This is a genomic window from Pseudomonas sp. NPDC089741, from assembly GCF_044748825.1.
Lineage (GTDB): Bacteria > Pseudomonadota > Gammaproteobacteria > Pseudomonadales > Pseudomonadaceae > Aquipseudomonas > Aquipseudomonas helmanticensis.
Map to the genome: position 1 here is coordinate 1 of NZ_JBIVGT010000011.1, position 26,811 is coordinate 26,811.

21 protein-coding genes and 1 pseudogene are annotated in these 26,811 nt (G+C 59.3%); 16 read left to right on the forward strand and 6 right to left on the reverse strand.

Going from position 1 to position 26,811, the window contains the following annotated elements; all coding sequences use genetic code 11:
• Both ACIPZE_RS13300 and choV read left to right on the forward strand, forming a co-directional pair.
• Positions 1-187, forward strand: a pseudogene (locus ACIPZE_RS13300) (choline ABC transporter permease subunit); the annotation flags it as partial.
• Positions 184-1,362: a choline ABC transporter ATP-binding protein gene (choV, locus tag ACIPZE_RS13305; RefSeq protein ID WP_283438517.1), complete on the forward strand. Its 1,179-nt coding sequence runs from the start codon at positions 184-186 to the stop codon at positions 1,360-1,362. The pseudogene ACIPZE_RS13300 and the gene choV, both read left to right, overlap by 4 nt.
• A 187-nt stretch (positions 1,363-1,549) precedes the next feature.
• Here choV and betT read toward each other — a convergent pair whose 3' ends face one another.
• Positions 1,550-3,547 carry a choline BCCT transporter BetT gene (gene betT, locus ACIPZE_RS13310; RefSeq protein ID WP_129395847.1) on the reverse strand — a complete coding sequence of 666 codons (1,998 nt, stop codon included), beginning with the start codon at positions 3,545-3,547 and terminating at the stop codon, positions 1,550-1,552.
• 126 nt (positions 3,548-3,673) lie between these two features.
• Between betT and ACIPZE_RS13315 the strand changes: the two genes are divergently transcribed.
• The 10 genes from ACIPZE_RS13315 to yccS all read left to right on the forward strand — a co-directional run bounded on the left by ACIPZE_RS13315 (position 3,674) and on the right by yccS (position 18,044).
• Entirely contained in the window at positions 3,674-3,892 is a 219-nt protein-coding gene (locus ACIPZE_RS13315; RefSeq protein ID WP_283438516.1) for a hypothetical protein, read from the forward strand.
• 82 nt (positions 3,893-3,974) lie between these two features.
• Entirely contained in the window at positions 3,975-4,568 is a 594-nt protein-coding gene (gene betI / locus ACIPZE_RS13320) for a transcriptional regulator BetI (RefSeq protein WP_129395849.1), read from the forward strand.
• 88 nt (positions 4,569-4,656) lie between these two features.
• Complete coding sequence (gene betB, locus ACIPZE_RS13325; protein ID WP_283438515.1) at positions 4,657-6,129, forward strand: betaine-aldehyde dehydrogenase; 1,473 nt, start codon at positions 4,657-4,659, stop codon at positions 6,127-6,129.
• A gap of 153 nt (positions 6,130-6,282) precedes the next feature.
• Complete coding sequence (gene betA, locus ACIPZE_RS13330; protein WP_283438514.1) at positions 6,283-7,986, forward strand: choline dehydrogenase; 1,704 nt, start codon at positions 6,283-6,285, stop codon at positions 7,984-7,986.
• Positions 7,987-8,243: 257 nt separating this feature from the next.
• Positions 8,244-9,686, forward strand: a complete 1,443-nt coding sequence (locus tag ACIPZE_RS13335) for a TldD/PmbA family protein (RefSeq protein ID WP_283438513.1) — start codon at positions 8,244-8,246, stop codon at positions 9,684-9,686.
• The gene (locus ACIPZE_RS13340; protein ID WP_283438512.1) at positions 9,686-11,023 is read left to right on the forward strand and encodes a TldD/PmbA family protein; all 1,338 of its coding nucleotides are present in this window, start codon (positions 9,686-9,688) and stop codon (positions 11,021-11,023) included. The genes ACIPZE_RS13335 and ACIPZE_RS13340 overlap by 1 nt, the downstream gene beginning before the upstream one ends.
• A gap of 140 nt (positions 11,024-11,163) precedes the next feature.
• The gene (gene mdtD / locus ACIPZE_RS13345) at positions 11,164-12,591 is read left to right on the forward strand and encodes a multidrug transporter subunit MdtD (protein WP_129395854.1); all 1,428 of its coding nucleotides are present in this window, start codon (positions 11,164-11,166) and stop codon (positions 12,589-12,591) included.
• A gap of 332 nt (positions 12,592-12,923) precedes the next feature.
• Positions 12,924-14,309 (forward strand): ATP-dependent RNA helicase DbpA, encoded by a 1,386-nt coding sequence (gene dbpA / locus ACIPZE_RS13350; RefSeq protein WP_122594732.1) that lies wholly within the window; start codon positions 12,924-12,926, stop codon positions 14,307-14,309.
• Positions 14,310-14,440: 131 nt separating this feature from the next.
• Positions 14,441-15,619: an NAD(P)/FAD-dependent oxidoreductase gene (locus ACIPZE_RS13355; RefSeq protein WP_400773231.1), complete on the forward strand. Its 1,179-nt coding sequence runs from the start codon at positions 14,441-14,443 to the stop codon at positions 15,617-15,619.
• Between the two features lie 232 nt (positions 15,620-15,851).
• On the forward strand, positions 15,852-18,044 hold the full coding sequence (gene yccS / locus ACIPZE_RS13360; protein WP_283438510.1) for a YccS family putative transporter: 2,193 nt from the start codon (positions 15,852-15,854) through the stop codon (positions 18,042-18,044).
• Between the two features lie 112 nt (positions 18,045-18,156).
• Here yccS and ACIPZE_RS13365 read toward each other — a convergent pair whose 3' ends face one another.
• Positions 18,157-18,894 (reverse strand): ABC transporter substrate-binding protein, encoded by a 738-nt coding sequence (locus ACIPZE_RS13365; protein WP_283438509.1) that lies wholly within the window; start codon positions 18,892-18,894, stop codon positions 18,157-18,159.
• A 256-nt stretch (positions 18,895-19,150) separates the two neighbouring features.
• On the opposite strand from ACIPZE_RS13365, the gene ACIPZE_RS13370 reads away from it, so the two are divergent.
• Positions 19,151-19,603 carry a GNAT family N-acetyltransferase gene (locus ACIPZE_RS13370; RefSeq protein WP_129395858.1) on the forward strand — a complete coding sequence of 151 codons (453 nt, stop codon included), beginning with the start codon at positions 19,151-19,153 and terminating at the stop codon, positions 19,601-19,603.
• A 115-nt stretch (positions 19,604-19,718) separates the two neighbouring features.
• Here the strand turns inward: ACIPZE_RS13370 and ACIPZE_RS13375 are convergent, their stop codons facing one another.
• The 3 genes from ACIPZE_RS13375 to ACIPZE_RS13385 form a co-directional block, all read right to left on the reverse strand.
• Positions 19,719-20,015 carry a helix-turn-helix domain-containing protein gene (locus tag ACIPZE_RS13375; RefSeq protein WP_007913779.1) on the reverse strand — a complete coding sequence of 99 codons (297 nt, stop codon included), beginning with the start codon at positions 20,013-20,015 and terminating at the stop codon, positions 19,719-19,721.
• A gap of 77 nt (positions 20,016-20,092) precedes the next feature.
• A complete protein-coding gene (locus ACIPZE_RS13380) occupies positions 20,093-20,584 on the reverse strand; it encodes a M48 family metallopeptidase (protein ID WP_129395859.1) in 492 nt (163 codons plus the stop codon).
• A 45-nt stretch (positions 20,585-20,629) separates the two neighbouring features.
• Complete coding sequence (locus ACIPZE_RS13385; RefSeq protein WP_283438507.1) at positions 20,630-22,753, reverse strand: bifunctional diguanylate cyclase/phosphodiesterase; 2,124 nt, start codon at positions 22,751-22,753, stop codon at positions 20,630-20,632.
• A 322-nt stretch (positions 22,754-23,075) separates the two neighbouring features.
• Here ACIPZE_RS13385 and ACIPZE_RS13390 point away from each other — a divergent pair, with 322 nt between their 5' ends.
• From ACIPZE_RS13390 to ACIPZE_RS13400, 3 genes are all read left to right on the forward strand, one after another.
• Complete coding sequence (locus tag ACIPZE_RS13390; protein ID WP_400773232.1) at positions 23,076-23,744, forward strand: polysaccharide lyase family 7 protein; 669 nt, start codon at positions 23,076-23,078, stop codon at positions 23,742-23,744.
• Positions 23,745-24,049: 305 nt separating this feature from the next.
• Positions 24,050-24,301 carry a helix-turn-helix domain-containing protein gene (locus ACIPZE_RS13395; protein WP_236427370.1) on the forward strand — a complete coding sequence of 84 codons (252 nt, stop codon included), beginning with the start codon at positions 24,050-24,052 and terminating at the stop codon, positions 24,299-24,301.
• The gene (locus ACIPZE_RS13400; protein WP_400773234.1) at positions 24,298-25,497 is read left to right on the forward strand and encodes a type II toxin-antitoxin system HipA family toxin; all 1,200 of its coding nucleotides are present in this window, start codon (positions 24,298-24,300) and stop codon (positions 25,495-25,497) included. Before ACIPZE_RS13395 ends, ACIPZE_RS13400 begins: the two co-directional genes overlap by 4 nt.
• A gap of 78 nt (positions 25,498-25,575) precedes the next feature.
• Here the strand turns inward: ACIPZE_RS13400 and fba are convergent, their stop codons facing one another.
• The gene (gene fba, locus ACIPZE_RS13405) at positions 25,576-26,640 is read right to left on the reverse strand and encodes a class II fructose-bisphosphate aldolase (RefSeq protein WP_007913760.1); all 1,065 of its coding nucleotides are present in this window, start codon (positions 26,638-26,640) and stop codon (positions 25,576-25,578) included.
• Between the last annotated feature and the right edge of the window lie 171 nt (positions 26,641-26,811).

Genomic DNA, 26,811 nt, shown 5'->3' on the forward strand with positions numbered 1-26,811 from the left:
GTCGCTGTCGATGGTGGTGATTGCGGCACTGGTCGGCGCCGACGGACTCGGCAAACCGGTGGTCAACGCACTGAACACTGCTGATATCGCCTTGGGCTTCGAAGCGGGCCTGGCGATCGTACTGCTGGCGATCATGCTCGACCGTATCTGCAAACAACCCGACGCCAAAGTAGGGGGTGACGCATGAGCATAATTCGCTTCGAAGACGTAGACGTAATCTTCTCCAAGGATCCACGCGAGGCGCTCAAGCTGCTCGATCAGGGCATGACCCGCAACGAGATCCTGAAGAAAACCGGGCAGATCGTCGGTGTGGAAAAAGCCACGCTGGACGTCAACAAGGGCGAAATCTGCGTGCTGATGGGCCTGTCCGGTTCGGGCAAGTCGAGCCTGCTGCGCTGCATCAACGGCCTCAACACCGTGAGCCGCGGCAAGCTGTTCGTCGAGCATGAAGGCAAGCAGATCGACATCGCCTCCTGCACCCCGGCCGAACTGAAAATGATGCGCACCAAACGCATCGCCATGGTCTTCCAGAAGTTCGCCCTGATGCCGTGGCTGACGGTGCGCGAGAACATCAGTTTCGGTCTGGAAATGCAGGGCCGCCCGGAGAAGGAACGCCGCAAGCTGGTCGATGACAAGCTCGAACTGGTCGGCCTGACGCAATGGCGCAACAAGAAGCCTGACGAACTCTCTGGCGGTATGCAGCAACGTGTCGGTCTGGCGCGCGCGCTGGCGATGGACGCCGATATTTTGCTGATGGACGAACCGTTCTCGGCCCTCGATCCGCTGATCCGTCAGGGTCTGCAGGATGAACTGCTGGAACTGCAGCGCAAGCTGAGCAAGACCATCGTGTTCGTAAGCCACGACCTCGATGAGGCACTGAAGCTCGGCAGCCGCATCGCGATCATGAAGGACGGCCGGATCATCCAGTACAGCGTGCCGGAAGAGATCGTGCTGAACCCGGCGGACGACTATGTGCGGACCTTCGTGGCACACACCAATCCGCTCAACGTGCTGTGCGGGCGCAGCCTGATGCGCACGCTGGACAACTGCAAACGCATCAACGGTTCGGTGTGCCTCGATCCGGGCGGTGATTCGTGGCTGGATCTGGCTGAAGGCAACACCATCAAGGGTGCGCGGCAGAATGGTTCAGTGCTGAACCTGCAGAACTGGGCGCCGGGGCAAGCGGTTGAAGGCCTGGAGCGTAAACCGACGCTGGTGGACTCGAACATCGGCATGCGCGATGCGTTGCAGATTCGTTATCAGACCGGCAACAAGCTGGTGCTGCACGATAACAATCATGTGGTGGGGATCCTGGGCGACAGTGAGTTGTATCACGCGTTGCTGGGCAAGAACCTCGGTTAAGGCGGGATAAAAAAAGGGATCGCGGTGAGCGATCCCTGATCGTTCCCACGCTCTGCGTGGGAATGCAGCCCGGGACGCTCCGCGTCCCACAACAGCGGACGCAGAGCGTCCATTGAGACATTCCCACGCAGAGCGTGGGAACGATCACGCAAAAGGGGCTCAATCGAGCCCCTTTTGTTTTAGCGGTTTAGCTATACACCCGGCCAAGGAGCTGCCGATGGCTTTCAAACTGATCGAGCACATCCCGCGTGATCTGATCCTGAGTGAAACCCATCAGGTCGTAATCCTGGCTGCCGTTGTGCAAATACACTTCAGCACGGTAGTAACGCTGGCGCGCTTCATCGGACTGGGCCGATTCGGTCGGGGTCGCCAGATAGCCGTCCAGGCTGACTTCATAGACGAAAGGGTTGCCCTCTTCCATCTCTACGCGCACGCCCATGCAGCGCTTGGATTTACCCAACAGCGTCTGCACTGTCAGACCCTGCGCACGCATCTGCGCGGTGGCATCTTCCAGCGCCGGGCTGACCTGCTTGTCCATGAAACGCTGCACCACCGATTGGCTCGGTTGCAGGTCCAGTTGCGTCAGACGCTCGCTGAAACCGCGACGACCGCGCTCTGCCAGTTGCGCTTGCTCCTGTTCGATCTGCACGTCCTGGCGCATCGCCTTGTGCAGGCCGAACATGAAGAACACCAGCACCACCGAGAACGGCAGACCGGCCAGCACCACCATGGTTTGCATGGCTTCGAAGTTACCGGCGAACAACAGGCCGATCGTCACCAGAGTGATCACTGCCGACCAGAAAATCCGCAGCCAGTGCGGCGCATCTTCATCGACATTGCCGCCCTTGCAGGACAGATTCGCCATCATTACCGCGCCGGAGTCGGCCGGGGTCAGGAACAGCACGAAGCCAACGAAGATCGACACACCGATAACGACTTTCGACGCCGGGTAATGTTCAAGCAACTGATAGATCGCCATCGACGGCTGTTCCAGCGCCGTCTTGCCGAGCTCCACCGCCCCATGGTTCATCACCAGGTCCAGCGCCGAGTTACCGAAGATCGACAGCCAGGCCAAAGTGAAGCCCAGTGGAATCAGCAGCACGCCGGCGACCAGTTCACGCACCGTACGACCACGGGAAATACGCGCGATGAACATGCCTACGAATGGTGCCCAGGAAATCCACCATGCCCAATAGAACAGCGTCCACAGGCCCATCCAGCGCTCGGACTTGGCGTTGTCGCCTTCGTACACATAAAGGTCGAAGGTTTTCAGCACGATGCCATTGAGGTAATCGCCGATGTTCTGCACGAAGCCGTTGAGCAGGTGCAGGGTCGGGCCGAACAGCAGGACGAAAATCAGCAGACCGCTGAACAGCACGATGTTCAGGTTGGACAGACGGCGGATGCCGTTTTCCACACCGGACACGGCAGCGATGGTCGCCACGGTGCTCATCACGATGATCACGATCAAAAGGTTAGTGTTGCTGTGTTCCATGCCGAACAGGTTTTCCAGGCCCGACGACACTTGCAGCGAACCGATCCCCAGGTTCGTCACCAGACCCAGCAGGGTCACGAACATGCCGAAGCCGTCTACCGCGTGACCGGCCGCGCCTTTGACCCAACGCTCGCCGACCAGCGGATACAGCGCCGAACGCAGTGCCAGCGGCTGGTTATGGCGGTAAGCAAAGTACGCCACGGCCAGACCGACCAGTGCGTAGATCGCCCAGCCGTGCAGGCCCCAGTGCAGGAACGTCAGTTGCACCGCCTGACGCGCGGCCATGTTGGTGGCCGAGGCGCCTTCCGGCGGATTGAAGTAGTGATCCAGCGGCTCGGACGCGCCGAAGTACAGCAGCGAAATACCGATACCCGACGAGAACAGCATCCCCGCCCAGGCGCCGTAACTGAAATCCGGGGTGTCATCCTTGCTGCCCAGTTTGAGTTTGCCGTACGAGGAAAACGCCAGGCCGACGACAAATACCAGGTAGGCGGCGATCACCACCATGTAGTACCAGCCGAAGCTGCGCGACAACCAGGCCTGAGCGATACCCAACAGTCTGCCGGCCTCTTGCGGGGCGATAATCAGAATGGCGGTCAACAACAGAATCAGCGCGGTAGAGGTGTAAAACACCCAACCGTTGACCGTCACCTTCTCGGGCGGGGTCTTTATAAGCGAGGCAGAACTCATGGCACAAATGCTCCAGGCAGTGCGAGAGAAGAACACAAGGCAACACGGAACCCGACCAATCGGTTAGTTGGCAGCCGACCGGCGGGTGATATAAAGACATCCCGGAAAAAGCCCGAACCTGCCGAAATGGCGCTGCGAATCGCTTTCGTGGCCGAAGGTGCGGACGTTCATCCGAAACCCGGCCCTGAGCGTCTTGCCCTTTCAACACGTCCATCGAATCGCGAACCGCGCCATGCCCCACGCAGGTTTCAAGCATTTTCGGATGTCGGTTTTATCGCCACTTACACGCAGGAAAAATCTGTAGGCAGCGACGATTTGTCGCAGATCTTATTCTTTGTTGATTGAACGTTCAATCAAAACAAAATAGACTGGCCGTCAATCCGATAGGCGTCATTCGCCGCTCGGAAGGCCTAAGGAGATGTGCAAGATGCCCAAGGTCGGTATGCAACCCATCCGCCGCCAACAACTGATCGAAGCCACTTTGCAGGCAGTCGATCAGGTCGGAATGGGGGACGCCAGCATTGCGCTGATCGCCCGTTTGGCCGGTGTCTCGAATGGCATCATCAGTCATTACTTTCAGGACAAGAACGGCCTGATTGCCGCCACGATGCGGTATCTGATGAACGTCCTCAGCGAGAACGTCACCCTGCGCCGCCAAGCGCTGGCAGATGACAGCCCACGGGCGCATCTGCAGGTGATCATCGAAGGCAACTTCGACGCCAGCCAGGTCAATGGCCCGGCAATGAAAACCTGGCTGGCCTTCTGGGCCACCAGCATGCACCAGCCGTCTTTGCACAGGTTGCAGCGGATCAACGATCACCGTCTGTATTCCAACCTGTGCTGCGAGTTCCGCCGTGTGTTGCCGCTCGAAGATGCGCGCACCGCAGCGCGTGGCCTGGCAGCGTTGATCGACGGCTTGTGGTTGCGCGGCGCTTTGTCGGGAGACGCTTTCGACACGGCGCAGGCGCAACAGATCGCTTACGAATACATGGATTTCCAATTGGCCAAGAAGGTGAGCTAGAGCACACAGAAAACGCTCGGCCCCTGAACGCCACCGCAGCCTCACCGCGGTGGTCAACGCCAACCACTAATGCACTTGCGAGGACACTATGGCCCGTTTCGAACTGCAAAAACTCTACATCGATGGCGCGTACTCCGACGCTGGCAGCGATGCCACCTTCGAAGCCATCAACCCGGCGAACGGTGAAGTCCTCGCCCAAGTGCAACGTGCGACCAAGGAAGACGTCGAACGCGCTGTGGTCGCTGCTGAAAAGGGTCAGAAAATCTGGGCCGCAATGACCGCCATGGAGCGTTCGCGCATCCTGCGTCGTGCCGTCGACATCCTGCGCGAGCGCAACGATGAACTGGCCGCGCTGGAAACCCTGGACACCGGTAAATCCTTCTCCGAAACCAAGTACGTCGACATCGTTACCGGCGCTGACGTGCTGGAATACTACGCAGGCCTGGTGCCGGCGATCGAAGGCGAGCAGATTCCACTGCGTGACACTTCTTTCGTCTACACCCGTCGCGAGCCGCTGGGCGTGGTTGCCGGCATCGGCGCGTGGAACTACCCGATCCAGATCGCGCTGTGGAAATCCGCGCCAGCCCTGGCGGCCGGTAACGCGATGATCTTCAAGCCAAGCGAAGTCACCTCGCTGACCACCCTGAAACTGGCCGAGATTTTCACTCAAGCCGGTCTGCCAAACGGCGTGTTCAACGTCCTGACCGGCAGCGGCCGTGAAGTCGGCACCTGGTTGACCGAGCACCCGCGCATCGAAAAAATCTCCTTCACCGGCGGCACCGACACTGGCAAGAAAGTAATGGCCAGCGCTTCGGCTTCGTCGCTGAAGGACGTGACCATGGAACTGGGCGGCAAATCCCCGCTGATCATCTGCGACGACGCCGATCTGGATCGCGCTGCCGACACCGCGATGATGGCCAACTTCTACAGCTCCGGTCAGGTCTGCACCAACGGCACTCGCGTGTTCGTACCGGCGCACCTGAAAGCCGCTTTCGAAGCCAAGATCGTTGAGCGCGTTGCACGCATCCGCGTCGGCAACCCGGAAGACGAAAACACCAACTTCGGCCCACTGGTCAGCTTCGCGCACATGGAAAGCGTGCTGGGCTACATCGCCAAGGGCAAAGAAGAGGGCGCCCGCGTACTGTGCGGCGGCGACCGTCTGACCGACGGCGAATTCGCCAAAGGCGCATTCGTCGCACCGACCGTGTTCACCGATTGCACCGACGACATGACTATCGTCCGTGAAGAAATCTTTGGCCCGGTCATGGCGATCCTCTCTTACGAAACCGAAGAAGAAGTGATCCGCCGCGCCAACGACACCGACTTCGGTCTGGCCGCCGGTATCGTCACCAAAGACCTGAACCGCGCGCACCGCGTGATTCATCAACTGGAAGCCGGTATCTGCTGGATCAACGCCTGGGGCGAGTCTGACGCAAAAATGCCGGTCGGCGGTTACAAGCAGTCGGGTGTCGGCCGTGAGAACGGCATCAGCTCGCTGAACAACTTCACCCGCATCAAATCGGTACAGGTCGAGCTGGGCGATTACGTCTCGGTGTTCTAAGACCCGAGTCTTGTATTGCTCGTGAGGCCGTCTTCGCGAGCAGGCTCGCTCCCACAGGAGATCCCATTCCAATGTGGGAGCGAGCCCGCTCGCGAATCGAGTGCAAAGCACTCGTCAGGCCCGACCTGACCACATCTAAAGAGGGTGCATCCAATGTCCCAAGAATTCGATTACATCATCATCGGTGCCGGCTCGGCCGGTAACACCCTGGCGACCCGTCTGACTGAAGACGCCGGCGTCACCGTTCTGCTGCTCGAAGCAGGCGGCCCTGACTACCGTTTCGACTTCCGCACGCAAATGCCGGCTGCACTGGCGTTCCCGCTGCAAGGTCGTCGCTACAACTGGGCTTACGAAACCGACGCCGAGCCACACATGGACGGTCGCCGGATGGAATGCGGTCGCGGCAAAGGCCTCGGCGGTTCTTCGCTGATCAACGGCATGTGCTACATCCGCGGTAACGCGATGGACTACGACGGCTGGGCGAAACTGCCGGGGCTGGAAAACTGGTCGTATCTCGACTGCCTGCCGTACTTCCGCAAAGCCGAAACCCGTGACATCGGCCCGAACGACTACCACGGTGGCGAAGGCCCGGTCAGCGTGACCACGCCGAAGGCTGGCAACAACCCGCTGTTCCACGCCATGGTTGAAGCTGGTGTACAGGCCGGTTACCCGCGCACCGAAGACTTGAACGGTTACCAGCAGGAAGGCTTCGGCCCGATGGATCGCACCGTCACGCCGAAAGGCCGTCGTGCTTCCACCGCCCGTGGTTACCTCGACACCGCTAAAAAGCGTTCGGCCCTGACCATCGTCACCCACGCCCTGACCGACAAGATTCTGTTTGAAGGCAAGCGTGCCGTTGGCGTGCGTTACCTGATCGGCGCCGCTGAAGAGCGCGTCGAAGTCAAAGCACGCAAGGAAGTCCTGCTGTGCTCCGGCGCCATCGCTTCGCCGCAGATTCTGCAGCGCTCCGGTGTCGGCCCTGCCGAACTGCTGAACTCGCTCGACATTCCGGTCGTTCACGATCTGCCGGGCGTCGGTGAAAACCTGCAGGATCACCTTGAGCTGTACCTGCAATACGCCTGCACCCAGCCAGTTTCGCTGTACCCGTCGCTGCTCTGGTACAACCAGCCGGCCATCGGTGCCGAGTGGTTGTTCAACGGCACCGGCATCGGCGCCAGCAACCAGTTCGAAGCCGGCGGTTTCATTCGTTCGCGTCCGGAGTTCGAATGGCCGAACATTCAGTACCACTTCTTGCCGGTGGCGATTAACTACAACGGCAGCAACGGTGTGAAAGAGCACGGTTTCCAGGCGCACATGGGTTCCATGCGTTCGCCGAGCCGTGGTCGCATCCAGGCCAAGTCGAAGGATCCGCGCGAGTATCCGAGCATCCTCTTCAACTACATGGCTACCGAGCAAGACTGGCAGGAATTCCGCGACGGCATCCGCCTGACCCGAGAAATCATGCAACAGCCGGCACTGGACGCTTTCCGTGGCCGCGAAATCAGCCCGGGCATCGAAGTGCAAACCGATGAGCAACTGGACAAGTTCATCCGCGAGCACGCCGAAACCGCGTTCCACCCGTCCTGCTCGTGCAAGATGGGCACCGACGAGATGGCTGTGGTTGATGGCGAAGGTCGCGTGCACGGCATGCAGAGCCTGCGTGTGGTCGATGCTTCGATCATGCCGATCATCACCACCGGCAACCTGAACGCGCCGACGATCATGATCGCCGAGAAAATCGCCGACAAGATCCGTGGCCGTCAACCGCTGCCACGCAGCACCGCGCCGTACTACGTCGCGGGCGATGCGCCGGTCAAAGGCAAGCCGATGCGTGATATCACCCCGGCTGCTCAGTAAGTTGAAGTGATCGTTCCCACGCTCCGCGTGGGAATGCATCCCGTGACGCTCTGCGTCACACAGCGGACGCAGAGCGTCCATGGCGGCGTTCCCACGCAGAGCGTGGGAACGATCTCCTGCCTCGCACAGTAAATCCTCCTACACCCCCTCTTCACTTGATCCTACCCCCACGCAGGCCTACTCTAGACCTCGCGCAACCGTTTCACCCCCTCCCCGCCGTCGCTCGACCGCTTCCCCCCTTACAAGGAGGTTCCCGAATGTTCGATTTCCACCCCCAGCTCAAGCAGCGCTTCGCTGCCTTGCGCACGGGCGCTGAGTTTTTTTCCCTGCGGTATGTACGCGAGTCCGGCCAGTACCTGTCGGTGCGCAAGAACGTCGCCGAACCGCCGAGCCTGAGCCGTGACGAAGGCGCGATGCTCACCGTTCGTGTCAATGGCGTTGAGGCCTATGCGGCGACCAACGACCTCTCGCAGCAAGGCCTGCAAGCCGCGCTTGAGCGCGCCGAGCAGCAAGCTCGCCGCCTCAAGCCGCACGCCTTGCTCGATCTGCGCGATCAGCCGGTGTCCAGCGACCGTGCTGATTACTTTTCACCCAATCTCGAACAACCCTTCCCGTCGCTGAGCGAATGCTTCGAGCTGCTCGGCGCGGAATCCGCCTCGGTGCCAAAGGATGAGCGCCTGGTGAACTGGGAAGTGAGCATCGGCATCACCCACGTCGAACAGATCTACCTGAGCAGCGCCGGGGCGGAACTGCGCCAAGCCCAGCGCTTCGTCTACCCAGGCCTCGACGTCACCGCCTACGACGGCAACGACAGCCAGACCCGCAGCCTCGGCCGCGAGAACTTCGGCCAACAGGGCAGCGCCGACGTGATCAGCCGTTGCGGCCTGATCGGCGCCGGCCCGCAAGTCGCCGATCAGGCGCTGCAACTGCTGCTCGCACCGAACACCCCGCAAGGCCCGCGCGACCTGCTGTTGATGCCCGATCAAATGATGCTGCAGATCCACGAATCCATCGGCCACCCGCTGGAACTCGACCGCATCCTCGGCGATGAGCGCAATTACGCCGGCACCAGTTTCGTCAAAGCCAGCGACTTCGGCAGCCTGCAATACGGCTCGAAACTGCTCAACGTGACCTTCGATCCGGGCATCCCCGAAGAACTCGCCAGCTACGGCCATGACGACGACGGCACTAAAGCCAACAAACAATTCCTGATTCGCGAAGGCCTGCTGCTGCGGCCACTCGGTGGTGCACTGTCGCAGTTCCGTGCCGGGATGGACGGCGTCGCCAACAGCCGCGCCTGCGGCTGGAACCGCGCGCCGATCGACCGCATGGCCAACCTCAATATCGAACCGGGCGACCAGCCGCTTGAGCAGTTGATCAAAGGCATCGAGCACGGCATTTTGATGAGCACCAACCGTTCGTGGTCGATTGACGATGCGCGCAATAAATTCCAGTTCGGTTGCGAATGGGGTCAGTTGATCGAAAACGGTGAACTCAAAGGCGTGGTAAAAAACCCGAACTACCGGGCGATTTCCGCGCACTTCTGGAAAAGCCTGCGCGCCGTCGGCGACGCCAACACCGTCAAGGTGCTGGGCACGCCGAACTGCGGCAAGGGCGAACCGAACCAGGTGATCCGCGTCGGCCACGCTTCGCCGGCCTGCGTATTCAGCAACGTTGATGTGTTTGGGGGAGACGCCTGATGAGTATTTCGAAGAGTCAGTCCGACGCCTTCAAGGTCATGGTCAACTGGCTGCGCGACAGCGTGCGCGAGCCAGAGCAGTTCACCCTCAGCTACGCTGCCGAGTCTTCGGCGTTCGTGCGTTTCAATCACGCCAAAGTGCGTCAGGCCGGGCAGGTGCAGCAGGCCAACATCGTTCTGAAGCTGATCAACGACGGGCGTCACGCCGACCTGCAAGTCACCCTGTCCGGTGATCAGGAAGGCGATCTGCAACGCCTCGCCGAAGGCTTGCAACAACTGCGCGAAACCCTGCCGCTGCTGCCACAGGATCCGTATTTGCTGCTCAACCACAACGGCTGGCAGAGCCAGAACGTGCAGGAACATCCACTGCCGGACACTGAACAGGTTGTCGATGAAATCTGCGCTGCTGCTGAAGGACTGGACCTGGTTGGCTTTTATGCCGCCGGCCCGATCAGCCGTGGTTTCGCCAGTTCTTCGGGGGCGTTTGGCTGGCATCAGGCCAACAGCTTCAACTTTGATTTCAGCCTGTTCCATGACAACGGCGAAGCGGTGAAAGCCAGCTACGCCGGGCATGACTGGAGCAGTGAAGGTTTCGCCAAGCGTTTCCAGCAGGCTCGCGAGCAACTGGAATTTCTCGGGCGTCCGCTGCGCACACTGGCGCCGGGGCAGTACCGTGCGTACCTGGCACCAGCGGCGCTGGAAGAAATCATGGGCATGTTGAGCTGGGGTGGTTTCTCGGCGCAGTCGATTGCCAGCAAAAGCAGCCCGCTGCAGAAGCTGTATGTCGGCGATCAGGCGTTCAGCCCGTTGGTGTCGCTGGACGAGAAAGTCAGCGAATCGCTGAGCCCGGCGTTTTCCGGTGAAGGTTATCCGCGCAGCGATTTGCGCTTGATCGTCGAGGGCAAGGCTGGCGATCAACTGGTCGGCTCACGCAGTGCCGCGGAATATGGCCTGACGGCTAACGGCGCCAGCGGTGGTGAATCGCCGAGCGCGCTGAACATGGCCGCCGGTGATCTGCCGCAAGCGGAAATCCTCAAGCAGTTGGGCACCGGGTTGTACATCAGCAATCTTTGGTACCTGAACTTCTCGGACCAACCGGCGGCGCGCATGACCGGCATGACCCGGTTTGCGACCTTCTGGGTGGAGAACGGCGAGATTCAGGCACCGGTGAGCACCATGCGTTTTGACGACAGCGCTTACAGCCTGCTCGGTTCGCAGCTGGAAGCGTTGACCGCCGAGCGTGAGTTGCTGCTGTCGGCGAGTACCTACAGCCAGCGCAATACCTCGTCAGCATTGCTGCCGGGGGCGCTGGTTAGCCGACTTACGCTGACTCTCTGACAGCGATCGTTCCCACGCTCTGCGTGGGAATGCAGCCCGGGACGCTCCGCGTCCCTGCCGAAAGCGGACGCGGAGCGTCCGTTGAGGCATTCCCACGCAGAGCGTGGGAACGATCATCAAACAGACAAACAAGAGGTTTCATGCCCAACCGCCCGCCTCTCGACGCCATCACCGCCCGCTGGTTGCCGTGGGTCGTGGCCATTGCGTTCTTCATGCAGTCCCTCGACGGGACCATCCTCAACACTGCGCTGCCAGCCATGGCCCGCGATCTCGCCGAAGACCCGTTGCGCATGCAGGGCGTGGTCATCTCCTACATGCTCACCGTGGCGCTGTTGATCCCCGCCTCAGGCTGGATCGCCGACCGTTTCGGCACCAAGAAAATCTTCTTCGGCGCGATCCTGCTGTTCAGCTTCGGCTCGCTGCTCTGTGCACTGTCGAGCAGCCTGAGCATGCTGATCGGCGCGCGGGTCATTCAGGGCTTGGGCGGCGCGTTGATGTTGCCGGTCGGGCGACTGGTGGTGCTGCGCGCTTATCCGCGCTCCGAACTGGTGCGGATCATGGGTTTCATCACCATCCCCGGCCTGCTCGGCCCGCTGATCGGCCCGACCATGGGCGGCTGGATGGTTGAGTACCTGACGTGGCACTGGATTTTCCTGATCAACCTGCCGGTCGGTGTGATCGGTTGCTACGCGGTGTGGAAGTTCATTCCCGACCTGCGCGGCACCGAGCGCACTCGCTTCGATAGTTTGGGTTTCCTGCTATTCGGCGCGGCGATGATCCTCATCACCATCGCCATGGAAGGCCTCGGCGAACTTCACCTGCCGCACCTGCGCGTGATGTTGCTACTGTTCGGCGGCATGGCCTGCCTGGCGGCGTACTGGTTGCGCGCCGGGCACATCGAAAACCCGCTGTTCGCCCCGTCGCTGTTCAAGACCCGCACGTTTGCCGTCGGCATTCTCGGCAACCTGTTTGCGCGTCTGGGCAGCGGTGCGTTGCCGTTTCTGGTGCCGCTGCTGTTGCAGGTGGCGTTGGGTTATTCGCCGTCGCAAGCGGGAATGAGCATGCTGCCGCTGGCCGCTGCAGCGATGATCGCCAAGTGGGTGGCGCGACCATTGATCGAGCGGCTTGGCTATCGCATCGTCCTCACCGGCAACACGCTGGCACTGGGGATCATGTTGGCGAGCATGGGCCTGGTCAGCGAGCAGACGCCGTATTGGTTGCTGTTGTGCCTGCTGGCAATTCTGGGGGCGATCAACTCGCTGCAATTTACGGCGATGAACACGGTGACGCTGATCGACCTGGATGATGCGAGCGCCAGTAGCGGCAACAGTTTGCTCTCGGTGGTGGCGCAGTTGTCGTTGAGCCTTGGCGTTGCCTGCGCCGGTGCGTTGCTCGGAGGGTTCACGGCGGAGGTCGGCAACGATGGCGTCGAGACCGTGCTCGGTGCGTTCCAGCTGACGTTTGTTACCGTCGGGATCATGGCGATGCTCGCGGCGACGATCTTCTCGCAACTGTCGAAAGAAGACGGACGCCGCGCCAAACGGCCGGAAGAGCACATCGAACACTGATGGGTGCTGAAGAGTTTCTGTGGGGAGGGGATTTTAATGATAGCCCTTGTGCTAAAGGCTTTTGTGGCGAGGGGATTTATCCCCGTTGGGTTGCGCAGCAGCCCCAAAAAGTTGAATGCGATCGGTCTGATGTACCGAGGTGGCAGGTATAGGGGGCGCTGCGCACCCCAACGGGGATAAATCCCCTCGCCACAGATAAATCCCCTCGCCACAGGTTTATTTGTAGTCAGGAAAGCCTAGGCTCAAATTCACTCGCTGTTCGTCCAGAACTTTCGAAGAAAGTGGCACGGGGCTGCTACACTGCGCGACATTTTGTTTTGCAGGCCAGTCCCGTGACCACCATCGCCACCGCTTTTAATACTCTGCCGCTGTCCGCCGCCATGCTGGCTAACCTCGAATCCCTCGGTTATGCCCAGATGACGCCGATCCAGGCGCAGAGCTTGCCGGTGATCCTCAAGGGGATGGACCTGATCGCCCAAGCCAAGACCGGCAGCGGCAAGACCGCTGCGTTCGGCATCGGCCTGCTCAACCCGATCAACCCGCGTTATTTCGGTTGCCAGGCGCTGGTGATCTGCCCGACGCGTGAGCTGGCCGACCAGGTCGCCAAGGAAATCCGTCGTCTGGCCCGTGCCGAAGACAACATCAAGGTCCTGACCCTGTGCGGCGGCGTGTCCTTTGGCCCGCAAATCGCTTCGCTGGAACACGGCGCGCACATCATCGTCGGCACCCCGGGCCGTATCCAGCAGCACCTGCGCAAGGGTTCGCTGGTCCTCGACGGCCTGAACACGCTGATCCTCGACGAAGCCGATCGCATGCTCGACATGGGTTTCTACGACGCCATCGAAGACATCATCGTCAAGACTCCTGAGCGTCGCCAGACCCTGCTGTTCTCCGCCACATACCCGGTGGGCATCAAGCAACTGGCCTCCAAGTTCATGCGTGATCCGCAAACGGTGAAAGCCGAAGCGTTCCACGATGACACGCAGATCGAGCAGCGTTTCTACGAGATCTCCCCGGAAGATCGTATGGGCGTCGTGACCAAAGTCCTGCACCACTTCCGTCCGGCGTCCTGCGTGGCGTTCTGCTTCACCAAGCAGCAAGTGCAGGAAACCGTTGATCACCTGACCGCCAAAGGCATTTCCGCCGTCGGCCTGCACGGCGATCTGGAACAGCGTGATCGCGATCAGGTATTGGCGATGTTTGCCAACCGCAGTACTTCGGTACTGGTCGCCACCGACGTCGCCGCCCGTGGTCTGGACATCGATGCACTGGACATGGTGATCAACGTCGAGTTGGCCCGCGATTCGGAAATCCACATTCACCGCGTTGGCCGTACCGGTCGCGCTGGCGAAAAAGGCATCGCGATCAGCCTGGTTGCTCCGGGTGAAGCGCATCGCGCGCAGGCCATCGAGCAACTGCAGAAGTCGCCGCTGAACTGGGATCAGGTCGATAACCTCAAGTCCCAGGGCCTCGCGCCGCTGCAGCCGCCGATGACCACGCTGTGCATCGGCGCTGGCCGTAAAGACAAAGTGCGTCCGGGCGACATTCTTGGCGCACTGACTGGCGATGCCGGTATTCCGGGTGCACAGGTTGGCAAGATCGCGATCTTCGACTTCCAGGCGTACGTGGCCGTTGACCGCACCGTCGCCATGCAAGCCTTGCAACGCCTGAACGACGGCAAGATCAAAGGCCGTTCGCTGCGCGTACGCATCCTCTGACCTGATCGTTCCCACGCTCTGCGTGGGAATGCATCCCGTGACGCTCCGCGTCACATAACAACGGACGCAGAGCGTCCATGGCGGCATTCCCACGCAGAGCGTGGGAACGATCATTGTGTGAGGACACCGTTTTGCGCTCTACCGAAGTCGTGATCATTGGCGCTGGCGCCGCTGGGTTGATGTGTGCACTGACCGCCGCCGGGCGTGGGCGTCAGGTGTTGCTGCTCGACCACGCGAACAAGGCCGGCAAGAAAATCCTGATGTCGGGCGGTGGCCGCTGCAATTTCACCAACATGTACACCGAGCCGAGCAATTTCCTCTCGCAGAATGCCCACTTCTGCAAATCTGCACTGGCGCGTTATACCCAGTGGGATTTCGTCGGCATGGTCGGCAAACACGCCGTGCCGTACCACGAGAAAAAACTCGGCCAGCTGTTCTGCGATAACAAATCCAGCGACATCCTCGAAATGCTCCTGACCGAGTGCGATCAGGTCGGCGTCGAGCTGCACCTCGACACGTCGATCCAGACCATCGAGAAAGTCGAGAACGGTTACCTGCTCGACACTACTCTCGGCCAAGTCCAGTGCCAGTCGCTGGTGATCGCCACTGGTGGGTTGTCGATTCCGACGCTGGGCGCCACTGGTTTTGGTTATCAGGTGGCCAAGCAGTTCGGCCATGAATTGCTGCCGACCCGCGCCGGGCTGGTGCCGTTCACTATCACTGATCAGCTCAAGGAATTGTGCACCGAGCTGTCCGGGACGTCGGTGGATTGTCTGGTCAGCTGCAACGATCAGAGCTTTCGCGAGAACATCCTGTTTACGCACCGCGGCCTCAGCGGCCCGGCGATTTTGCAGATTTCCTCGTTCTGGGAATCTGGCGATACGGTGGAGATCAACCTGCTGCCGGATCACGACGCGGCGAGCTGGCTGCAAGAGCAAGTAGCCGAGCGTCCGAACAGTGAATTGAAAACCCTGCTTGGAGAGATTTTCACCAAGAAGATGGCCAATCTGCTCGCGGACAACTGGTTCGTGTCCAAGCCGATGAAGCAGTACACCCATGCTGAGCTGGCGGAAATCGCCGAGAAGCTCGGCAGCTGGAAAGTCGTGCCGGCCGGGACTGAAGGTTATCGCACGGCCGAAGTGACCCTCGGCGGCGTCGATACCCGCGAAGTATCCTCCAAGACTATGGAATCGCTGAAAAGCCCCGGCCTGTACTTTATCGGCGAAGTGCTCGACGTCACCGGCCACCTGGGCGGCTTCAACTTCCAGTGGGCCTGGGCCTCCGGTTACGCTGCAGCGCAGTACGCCTGACCGAAACAACACTCCCCCTGTAGGAGCTGCCGCAGGCTGCGATCTTTTGATCTTGATCTTGAAAAACAGGATCAAAAGATCGTCCGATCGCGGCCCGAGCCTTCGGCAGCTCCTACAGGGGGTAGCGGGCGATCAAGGAACACTTTTTGCTGTCAGATGTGATCGCCGCCATTGCGTCGGCGTCATTACTGGCTCAATTTAGCGGCATCGCCTCGGAAGGCCTTCGCACTTCATGTCCTCGACCTCGTTTCGTCAGTCTTTGCGGCGCCTGTGGGCGCTGGATAAATTCAGCTACAGCGTGCGGGTGTTCATCGCCCTGACCGGCAGCATGGCGCTGTGTTGGTATCAGGATGAAATGGGCCTGTTGATCCCGTTGTTCCTGGGGATTATCGCCAGCGCCCTGGCCGAAACCGACGACAGTTGGCAGGGCCGCCTCAATGCCCTCGCCGTGACGCTGGTGTGCTTCAGCATCGCTGCGCTGTCGGTGGAATTGCTCTTCCCCTACCCCATCGTGTTTGCCATCGCCCTGGCGCTGGCGAGTTTCGGCCTGACCATGCTCGGCGCGCTCGGCGAGCGTTACGGGGCGATTGCTTCGGCGACGCTGATTCTGTCGGTGTACACCATGATCGGCGTCGATCAGCGCGGTGGCGCGGTCACCGATTTCTGGCATGAACCGATGCTGCTGGTCGCCGGTGCCGCGTGGTACGGCTTGCTCTCGGTGCTGTGGCAGGCGCTGTTTTCCAATCAACCGGTGCAGCAAAGTCTGGCGCGACTGTTCCGCGAACTGGGCTTTTACTTGAAGCTGAAATCCTCGCTGTTCGAACCGATTAGGCAGATGGACGTCGAAGCGCGACGTCTGGAACTGGCCCAGCAAAACGGTCGCGTGGTGGCGGCGCTGAACAGTGCCAAGGAAATCATCCTGCACCGGGTCGGCAACGGTCGTCCCGGCTCGAAAGTCAGCCGTTACCTGAAGCTGTACTTCCTCGCTCAGGACATCCACGAACGCGCCAGTTCTTCGCACTATCCGTACAACGCCCTCGCTGATGCGTTTTTCCACAGTGACGTGCTGTTCCGCTGCCAGCGCCTGCTGCGCCAGCAAGGCAAGGCCTGCCGCGCATTGGCCGAATCGATCCAGATGCGTCAGCCGTTCATTTACGACGCGAGTTTCGCCGAAGCCCTGAGCGACCTCGACGCTTCCCTCGAACACCTGCGCATCCAAAGCAACCCGGCCTGGCGCGGCCTGCTGCGTTCGCTGCGCGCACTGGCGGCCAACCTCGGCACGCTCGACCGCTTGCTCAGTGACGCAAGCAACCCGGACGCCCTGGCCGATGCCACCGACAGCAGCCTGCTCGACCGCTCACCGCGCAACTTCAAGGACGTCTGGATTCGCCTGCGCACACAACTGACGCCGACCTCTTTGCTCTTCCGTCATGCCCTGCGCCTGCCGCTGGCATTGAGTATCGGCTACGGCATGGTGCACTTGATTCACCCGTCGCAAGGTTACTGGATCATCCTCACCACACTGTTCGTCTGCCAGCCGAACTACGGCGCGACCCGACGCAAACTCGGTCAGCGGATCTTCGGCACGGCCATCGGCCTGACCGTGGCGTGGGCGTTGTTCGATCTGTTCCCGAGCCCGCTGGTGCAGTCGTGTTTCGCCATTGCCGCCGGCGTGGTGTTCTTCACCAACCGCACCACCCGTTACACCCTGGCGACGGCGGCGATCACCATCATGGTGCTGTTCTGCTTCAACCAGGTCGGCGATGGTTACGGGCTGTTCCTGCCACGGCTGTTCGATACCTTGCTCGGCAGCCTCATCGCAGGGCTGACCGTGTTGCTGTTCCTGCCGGACTGGCAGGGTCGACGCCTGAACAAAGTGCTGGCCAACACCCTGACCTGCAACAGCATCTATCTACGCCAGATCATGCAGCAATACGCCGCCGGTAAAAGCGACGACCTCGCCTATCGACTGGCGCGACGCAATGCGCACAACGCCGACGCTGCGCTGTCGACGACGCTGGCGAACATGCTCATGGAGCCGGGGCATTTCAGGAAGGAAGCGGACGTGGGTTTCCGCTTCCTGGTGCTGTCGCACACCTTGTTGAGTTATCTGTCAGGGCTGGGTGCGCATCGCGAGACGCAGTTGCCGGCGGAGGTGCGCGAGCATCTGATTGATGGCGCCGGGGTGAAGCTGGCGGCGAGTATCGATGAAATTGCTCAAGGTCTGGCGAGCAAAGAGCCTATTGCGATTCAGAGTGACGAAGAAGAAGCGCTGGCCAATGAGCTGGAACAAATGGCCGACGAGATTGATGAAGGGCAGCGGTTGGTGCAGACGCAATTGGCGTTGATTTGTCGGCAGTTGGGGCCCTTGCGTACCTTGGCGGCGCACCTGATCAAGGACACCAGTGAGGTTAGTGCTGGCTGACAGGGAGTCATCGCGAGCAGGCTCACTCCTACAGGGGATCGCATTCCAAATTGTAGGCCTTCGCCTGCTCGCGATAGGGCCATCTGCCGCACCGAAGATTCTGGATTAACCCTCACATCCCATGCTGGCGAAGCAGCCGATCATAACTGCCATCCGCCTTCATCGCCGCAATCGCCTTATCAAACCCCGCGACAATCTGCTCATGTTGCGGATTCTTCAGGCTGACCAATATGTGCAGGCTGTTCTCGCTCAACGGCTTGGGCAAAAACTCCACCGCGTTGCGCACCTTGGCGGATTCGCGCGCCAGGTAATACTTCGCGACATACTCATCCTCCAGCGTCAACTTGACCCGATCCGCCGCAAGCATGCGCACGGCCATGGCGAAGTTATGCACAGGGACTTTCTGCAACGCCGTGTCGGCGTCGAACGGCGCTGAATAGGCATAGCCGCGCACAACGGCAATCGGGTAGGTGTGCAGTTGCTGCAAGCTGGAGTAGTCGAGCGGCGTGTCTTTGCGCTTCAGAAAGCGGATGCGGTTGAGCAGATACTCAGCGGAAAACTGCCCGAGCTTCGTGCGCTCGTCGTTGTACCAGGCGTTGACCAACACGTCGTAACGCCCTTCGCCAACCCCCAGCAGCGCCCGCGCCCAAGGCACTTGTTCATAATCGCTGGCGTAACCGGCCCGGGCCAGCGCGGTGCTGACAATGTCGGTGGCCAGGCCACCATTGACCAGTGTGTCATCGGTAAAGGGCGGCCAGATATCAAACACCAGCCGCAGCTTTTCCGCTGCAGCGCTTTGACTCAGCAACAGCAATCCGATCAAAGCAAAGGCTCGATGCAATCGCGGCATGCTTGAAAATCCTTAGCGGGCGGAAATGCCCGGCGTGTTTTCAGTCAAAACCCCAAGGCCCCTTACCGGCAAAACCCAGGCCCTAACATTAGCTCATTGCAGTCAGTGCACAGCGCTCTCCAGCAGATTACACAAAGAACCCTGCATCGCGAGAAAGGAATGATGGCATTTTGATCTTTGTCACAGACTCTTACGCCATACAGACATCCTCGACGTCTGCGCTTATTATCGGGCGATCTGTTCAAGGAATCGGCAAATGACAATCGAGTGGATCTGCAAACATCACAGCGACTTGGGCAAGGAGCAGCTGTATGCGCTGTTGAAACTGCGTTCGGACGTGTTCGTGGTCGAACAGAAATGCGCCTACCCGGACCTCGACGGCCAGGATCTGGAAGGTGATACCTACCATTTGATGGGTTGGGAGGATGACCAGTTGATGGCGTACCTGCGCCTGCTTGATCCGGAGTCTCAGGGCGGTGACGTGGTGATCGGCCGCGTGATTACCGCACCGCAGGGGCGTGGCAAAGGGCTCGGGCACGAAATGATGGAGCAAGCGCTGAAACAGGCCGAGAAGCATTGGCCGCAAGTGCCGATCTATCTGTCGGCGCAGGCGCATTTGCAGGGGTATTACGGCAAGTACGGGTTTGTCGTCGCAGGTGAGGAATATCTGGAGGATGACATTCCGCATATCGGCATGCGTCGTTCTTAAGGGCCCCATCGCGAGCAGGCTCACTCCTACAATTGATCGCATTCCGTCGCGAGGAACTCGGTTGACTGTAGGAGTGAGCCTGCTCGCGATAGCGTCAGTTCAGGTGCAGAGAATCTCAAGGGTACTCAAGCACAGCCTTGATCTGCCGCAAATTGCGCTCGATCCACCCGCGATCAATCGCCCCCCACTCGCGAATCCGATAGCGCCCGGCGTGATTACGCGCGCCCTCTTCCTGCTCGAACTCACAAACAATATCCAGGTCGGCCAACGCCGCAATGGTGTCCTGCGCCGTGCGTCGGGGCATGCCGGTGACTTCGGTCAGCGTCGGCACGCTCGGGGCCAGACCGCTGTCGATCAGGTAGGCGACGTAGAGGCGGCGGTAGAAACTGCTTTTGGTCTTGCTTACGTCCATGCATGGGCCCCGTTGATTAGAAAGTCAAAAGATCGCAGCCTGCGACAGCGCCTACAGGGGTGGTGATTTTTTGATGTTTATTGCATGTCGCGCCAGGTCAGGTACACGCGCAGATCGAACTCGACCTGGTGATACCCCGGCAGCATGTGCTCGCACAATTTATAAAACGCCTTGTTGTGATCCGACTCTTTGAAGTGCGCCAGTTCGTGCACGACGATCATTTTCAAAAAGTCCGGCGCAGCCTCCTTGAACAACGAGGCGATACGAATCTCTTTCTTGGCCTTAAGCTTGCCGCCCTGCACCCGCGACACCGTGGTGTGCAGGCCCAGCGCGCGGTGGGTCAGGTCGAGACGGTTGTCGAACAGCACTTTATCGATGGCCGGCGCGTTGCGCAGGTATTCCTGTTTCAGGTCCAGCGCGTAGCTGTACAGCGCCTTGTCGCTCTGCACATCGTGCCGTCCCGAATAACGCTGATTGAGGTAATCACCCAAGCGCCCTTCGGCGATCAGTTGGCGCACCTGATCCTGTAATTGCGCGGGATAGGCCTGGAGGTACTTCAACACAGTCATGGACGGGCGACACGGTTCGAAAAAAGGTGCGCCAGTGTAGCGAATTCAACCGGGCAGCGCGCTCCAGTCGAAGGGCTCGGCGAAGGTCGCGGCGTCTTCGGCGATCAATGGCCGCGCGACAAGGAAACCTTGCACGTACTCACAGCCGTGGGCTTGCAACCACTGATATTGCTCAATGGTTTCGACGCCTTCGGCGATCACCAGCAAACCGTATTGTTTGCACAGGTTGATCACGGTACTCACCAGCGACGCATCCCGCGCAGAGTCCGGCAATCGCGCAATGAGATGCCGATCAAGCTTCAGCGTATCCAGCTCAAGGTCGCGCAAATGCGCCAGCGAGCAAGGCCCTGAACCGAAGTCGTCGAGCGCCACGCGCACCCCGAGATTGCGCAGCAGACGCAGCTGCTTGCGGGTTTCGTCAGGGTTTTGCATCAAGGCTTCTTCGGTAACTTCGACCTCCAGCTGTCGCGGCTGCAGCGCGTGCCGCTCCATGACCTGGCGCAACTCGGTGACCAGATTCGGCAGGCTGAACTGGGTGTTGCTCAAACTCACGCCGAGCACCAGATCCTCGGCAAACAGGGTTTCCCAGGCTTTGCGCTGGCCGGCGCCACGATGATAGATCCAGCTGCCGAGCCGACTGATCAGCCGCGCTTCTTCCAGCAACGGCAGGAAAAGCCCCGGTGGCACATCGCCGACGCTGGGATGCTGCCAGCGCAACAACGCTTCAAACCCGCGTATCTGACCCGTGTCGATCGCCACCTGCGGCTGATAGACCAGATTGAAATCGCGATTTTCGATGGCCGTGCGCACGCTTTCTTCAAGCATCAAGCGCGAACGGGCGCGACCGTTCATTTCATGATCGTAGAAGCGATATTGCTGACGCCCGGCGCGCTTGGCTTCGTACATGGCAATGTCGGACGCACGCAGCAAACCGTCGAGATTCGAACCGCAATCCGGATACGTGGCAATACCGATGCTTGCACCTAGGGCGATATCCAGCCCCTCGATTTGCTGACAGATCGACACACGCTCGATGAGTTTCTCGGCGATCTTCGCTGCCTGCTCCGGGAATTCCAGATCCAGCAACGCGGTGAATTCATCGCCGCCCATGCGCGCAAGAATGTCGAACGGGCGCAGGCACGCCTTCAATTGCTCGGAAACCCAACGCAATACACGGTCGCCGGCATCGTGGCCTAATGAGTCGTTGACCCGCTTGAAACCGTCGAGATCCAGATACAGCAACACCCAACTGCTGTCGCTGCGCTCACCGCGCAGCAGCAGGTTTTCCACAGTCTGGTAAAAGCCTCGGCGATTGAGTAACCCGGTCAGCGGATCGGTCACGGCCTGAAACTCGAGCTGTTGGTGCAAGTGGCGCACCACCGACATGTCGAGAACCGTCACCACCATCGCGTGTTGTTCTGTGGGTAGCGCCGCGCAGGACAAGGCCACTGGCACCTGCTGGCCGGGCGCGGTACGCAATAATGCGTCGTGCAGTCTTAATGTTTCGCCACGTTTGTAGCTGGCGTAAAAATCGGAATCGGCCCACAACGGAACATGCGGTTTCTGCAGGTAATCGAGAAACTCCTTACCCTCCAGCTCCTTGACCGGCGCATTGAGCAGACGCGAAATTGCCGGATTGGCGAAGCGGATCAAACCGTCCTCGCCCACCACCAGAATCCCCTCGGCGGCGTTATCCAGCACCGAGGCATTAAAGGCACGCGCCACTTCCAGGTCATGACTCAAACGCTGCAAGGCGCGACGATTACGCTGGTGCTCCAGCAATGCCTGCACTTTGGGCTTGAGAATCTGCGGATCGAACGGTTTAAACAGGTAATCCACCGCACCACTGGCATAGCCCTTGATTACGGCATCCTGGGATTGCTCATTGGCGGTGAGGAAAATGATCGGGGTCAGGCGTGTGCGCTGGCTGCCGCGCATCAGCCGCGCGACCTCGAAACCGTCCATGCCCGGCATCTGCACATCCAGCAGCACCAGATCGACGTCATGTTCGAGCAACAGGCTGAGCGCCTCGAAACCGGAGGCAGCGGTGATGACCTGCCAATCCTGACGCTGCAGCAACGCGCGCATGCTGATCAGGTTTTCAGGGTAATCATCAACGATCAATAGGACAGAGCTGCCTTCACCTGGCTGGGGTTGCGCGCATTCCATGCTGCTTCTCTTGTCGGGAATTCAGGTCGGTTTCCGGTAAAAACCGTACACATACTGAGCCATCACTCTAGTCCGTGATCTGAAAAAGCAGAAGCTGTCATCGCGCCATCATTTAGCCAATGCCTTGTTTAGCCGACTAACGGTCACCGCTACAGCCCCCGAAAACCGGGAAAGATGGCATTTCGACAGGATGTTGACGCCAATCATCTGCCAAACGGGCATTAACAAAAAATCCCTCTACGCTTATAAAGGCCGCCCCCAAAAGGCGCGGACTAGAGCTTCTGGCACCCGCGTTCAGGATGAATCGAGTGGAAGAACCGACATGATCGATCTCGCAACCTGGAACCTCAGCGTTCCCGTCGGCAGCCCGCCATACACCGTCGAAACCTCCAAACTGGTCAAAGGTTTCAAGGATCAGTACTTTCATTCCGACACCGGCACCTTGTTTTTCTGGTCACCGGTTACCGGGTCAAAAACCGAAAACGCCATCTACCCGCGCACCGAACTGCGCGAAACCTACAGCAACGGCACCCTGCGCAACTGGTATTACCCCGACGCCGACAACTTGCTGCGCGCGACGGTCACGGTCAACAAAGTGCCGAGTTCGGGCAAGATCGTCATTGGCCAGATCCACGCGTATGAAAGCCAGAAACCGCTGGTCAAACTTGAATACCAATACAAGACCAAAACCGAGACCGGCAACCTGGTGATCAAAGTCCGCATGCACCCGGATGACGACGAAAGCCGCGTCATCACCCTGGCTACCGGGATCAAATTGGACAACGAATTCAACTACCTCATCCACCTCAGCCCCGGCGGCGCACTCGGCATCAGCGCGGCGGGTTATCAGTGGGATTCACAGATCAGCGCGACGTGGCGTAACAAGCCGTTGTACTTCAAGGCCGGGGTTTATGTGCAGGACAACACCGGATATACCAGTGAAGGTGGCCAGGTAACCTTCTCCAAACTCGACATCGATCACGATAAATAACTTCGCCGAGCCCCCCAAACCCTGTGGGAGTTGGCTTGCCAACGATGACGGCCTCAAAGCCAGCCGATTTCCTACGGTTCACATCCGATCCAACTGTAGGAGTGAGCCTGCTCGCGATGACGGACCAACATCCAGCATCTGTGCTGACTGATCCACCGCCATCGCGAGCAGGCTCACTCCTACAGGGGTTCAAATGGGCCGTAGTCTTTTCTGTCATCGCAGTGACGAAAAAGAGTCATCACTGACAAATGGATAAAGTGTTCCGTATACGCTACATTAAATCCTAAATGTCACGGTAACGACACATGGATTATTCCCTATTGATTAGCCGTCTCGGCGCTCAGTTACGTGAAAAACGTATAAATCGCGGCCTGACGCAAGCACAGCTTGCCGACTTGGCTGGGCTGACACGGCACAAAGTCATCGCAGTAGAGAAAGGCACTTTATCCGTCGGCATGATCGCGTATGCACGTGTTTTGGGTGCGCTGGATTGTGAACTCGCCGTCGTTCCAGCCGCCATGCCAACCCTTGAAGAGCTTGGGGATTTATTCGAATGAAAATGTCCTCGCTCCAGGTCAGCACCCCTGAGGGGAACAGCGGCTGGATTTTCAGCGATACCGAAGATTTTACGTTCCGATATCACGCAGATGCGTTGCCTGCTACGGCAATCAGCTTGTCGATGCCCGTACGGCATGACGAATTTCGTCGGCGTGAGCTGCACCCTGTCTTCCAGATGAATCTGCCGGAAGGCTACGTGCTTGAGCAATTGCGCAATCGCTTGGCCAAAACCGTAAATGTCGACCCGATGCTTTTACTGGCGCTCTCCGGCAGCTCTTCGCCCATTGGCCGAGTTCAAGTGCGCTCTGAAACAGTTGATTCCTTGCTGGAGGAACAACAATTTCCAGGAGAGAAGCTTGATGAGATTCTGACCTGGGACGGTACAGAAGATATCTTCGCCGACCTTCTAGATCGCTACATCCTTCGAGCTGGCATTTCAGGTGTTCAGCCCAAGGTGCTGGTACCGGAGCAGAACGGAATTGAATTACCCCGAGTGACCTCGAAAACTTCGGATCTGATCATCAAAAGTGGTCGCGATGAATTTCCGGGGCTGGCGATCAATGAGTTCCTGTGCATGTCCATGGCCAAAGAGGCAGGCATCCCCGTGCCTCCTTTTTACCTTTCAAACAACGGCAAGCTATTTGTCATGCGTCGTTTTGATCGCGACGACCAGTTCAATCCAATAGGCTTTGAAGACATGGCGGTACTGATGGGGCTTTCAGCCAATCAGAAGTACAGCAAAAGCTATGCGGCAATCGCCAAGGCAATCCGAGTGTTCTGTCCGGCGGGGAATGTAAGCTCTTCCCTCGACCAACTCTTCGATACTGTCGCCCTGAGCTGCATTGTTGGCAACGGCGATGCCCATTTGAAAAACTTCGGCTTGCTCTATTCCAATCCAACGCAACGGGATGCACGTCTGGCCCCGGCCTACGACATCGTCAACACCACGGCGTATATTCCCGAAGATGTTTTGGCACTGGATCTGGCAGGTAACAAATCAATGTTTGCCTCGCGACAAGGAGTTTTGGAGTTCGCAGAAACCTGCGGGATCGAGCAACCCAAGGAGCGCATTCAACGAATGCTGACGGCGGTTGAATCCGTGCTTAAGCGCTACCCCGAATATCGAGAACAAGCGCCCCATGTGATCATTGCCATCCAGCAATCCGCCTCACACTTTGCTCTCACTTTTGGATAGCTTTTACCTCCAAAAATCGCAGCCGCAAAAAAACCCGCCTCTCGGCGGGTTTTTCATAACGCTAGTTAACACTCAGGCTTAGTTCACCTTAGCGTTCAACTCACCCTTCAGATACCGCTGATACATCGCTTCCAGCGAGATCGGCTTGATCTTCGAAGCATTACCCGCAGTACCAAACGCTTCATAACGAGCGATACACACATCACGCATCGCGGTCACGGTGGCGCCGAAGAATTTACGTGGGTCGAATTCGCTTGGGTTGGTGGCCATCAGGCGACGCATCGCACCGGTGGACGCCAGGCGCAGGTCGGTGTCGATGTTGACCTTGCGCACGCCGTACTTGATGCCTTCGACGATTTCTTCAACCGGTACGCCGTAGGTTTCTTTGATGTCGCCGCCGTACTGGTTGATGATCGCCAGCCACTCTTGTGGCACCGAGGACGAACCGTGCATCACCAGGTGGGTGTTCGGGATGCGTTTGTGGATTTCCTTGATGCGGTCGATCGCCAGCACGTCACCGGTAGGTGGCTTGGTGAACTTGTAGGCGCCGTGGCTGGTGCCGATGGCGATGGCCAAAGCATCGACTTGGGTGCGCTTGACGAAGTCAGCGGCTTCTTCCGGGTCGGTCAGCATTTGGCTGTGATCCAGAACGCCTTCGGCGCCGATGCCGTCTTCTTCACCGGCCATGCCGGTTTCCAGCGAACCCAGGCAGCCCAGCTCGCCTTCTACCGATACGCCGCAGGCGTGAGCCATGGCCACGGTTTGCTGGGTAACGCGGACGTTGTAGTCGTAGTCGGTCGGGGTCTTGCCGTCTTCGCCCAGCGAGCCGTCCATCATTACCGAGCTGAAGCCCAGTTGAATCGAACGCTGGCAGACGTCAGGGCTGGTGCCGTGGTCCTGGTGCATGCACACCGGGATGTGCGGGAATTCTTCGATCGCGGCCAGGATCAGGTGACGCAGGAATGGTGCGCCGGCGTATTTGCGAGCGCCGGCCGAAGCCTGAACGATCACCGGGGAGTCAGTCTTGTCAGCGGCTTCCATGATGGCGCGCATCTGCTCAAGATTGTTGACGTTGAAGGCTGGAACGCCGTAGCCGAACTCGGCTGCGTGGTCCAACATCTGGCGCATGCTGATAAGTGCCATTGTGTGTGTCTCTCCCGGTTGAGGGTCGTTAATCGTGCCAGCCTGCCGGAGCGGCGGCGGCTATTCAAGTGATTGCAGATCGGGGGTTGAGGCCCGGTCTGGTGATTCGATAAAGCCAATTCTTCAGAACTGCGCAGAACCCCTGTAGGAGTGAGCCTGCTCGCGATAGCC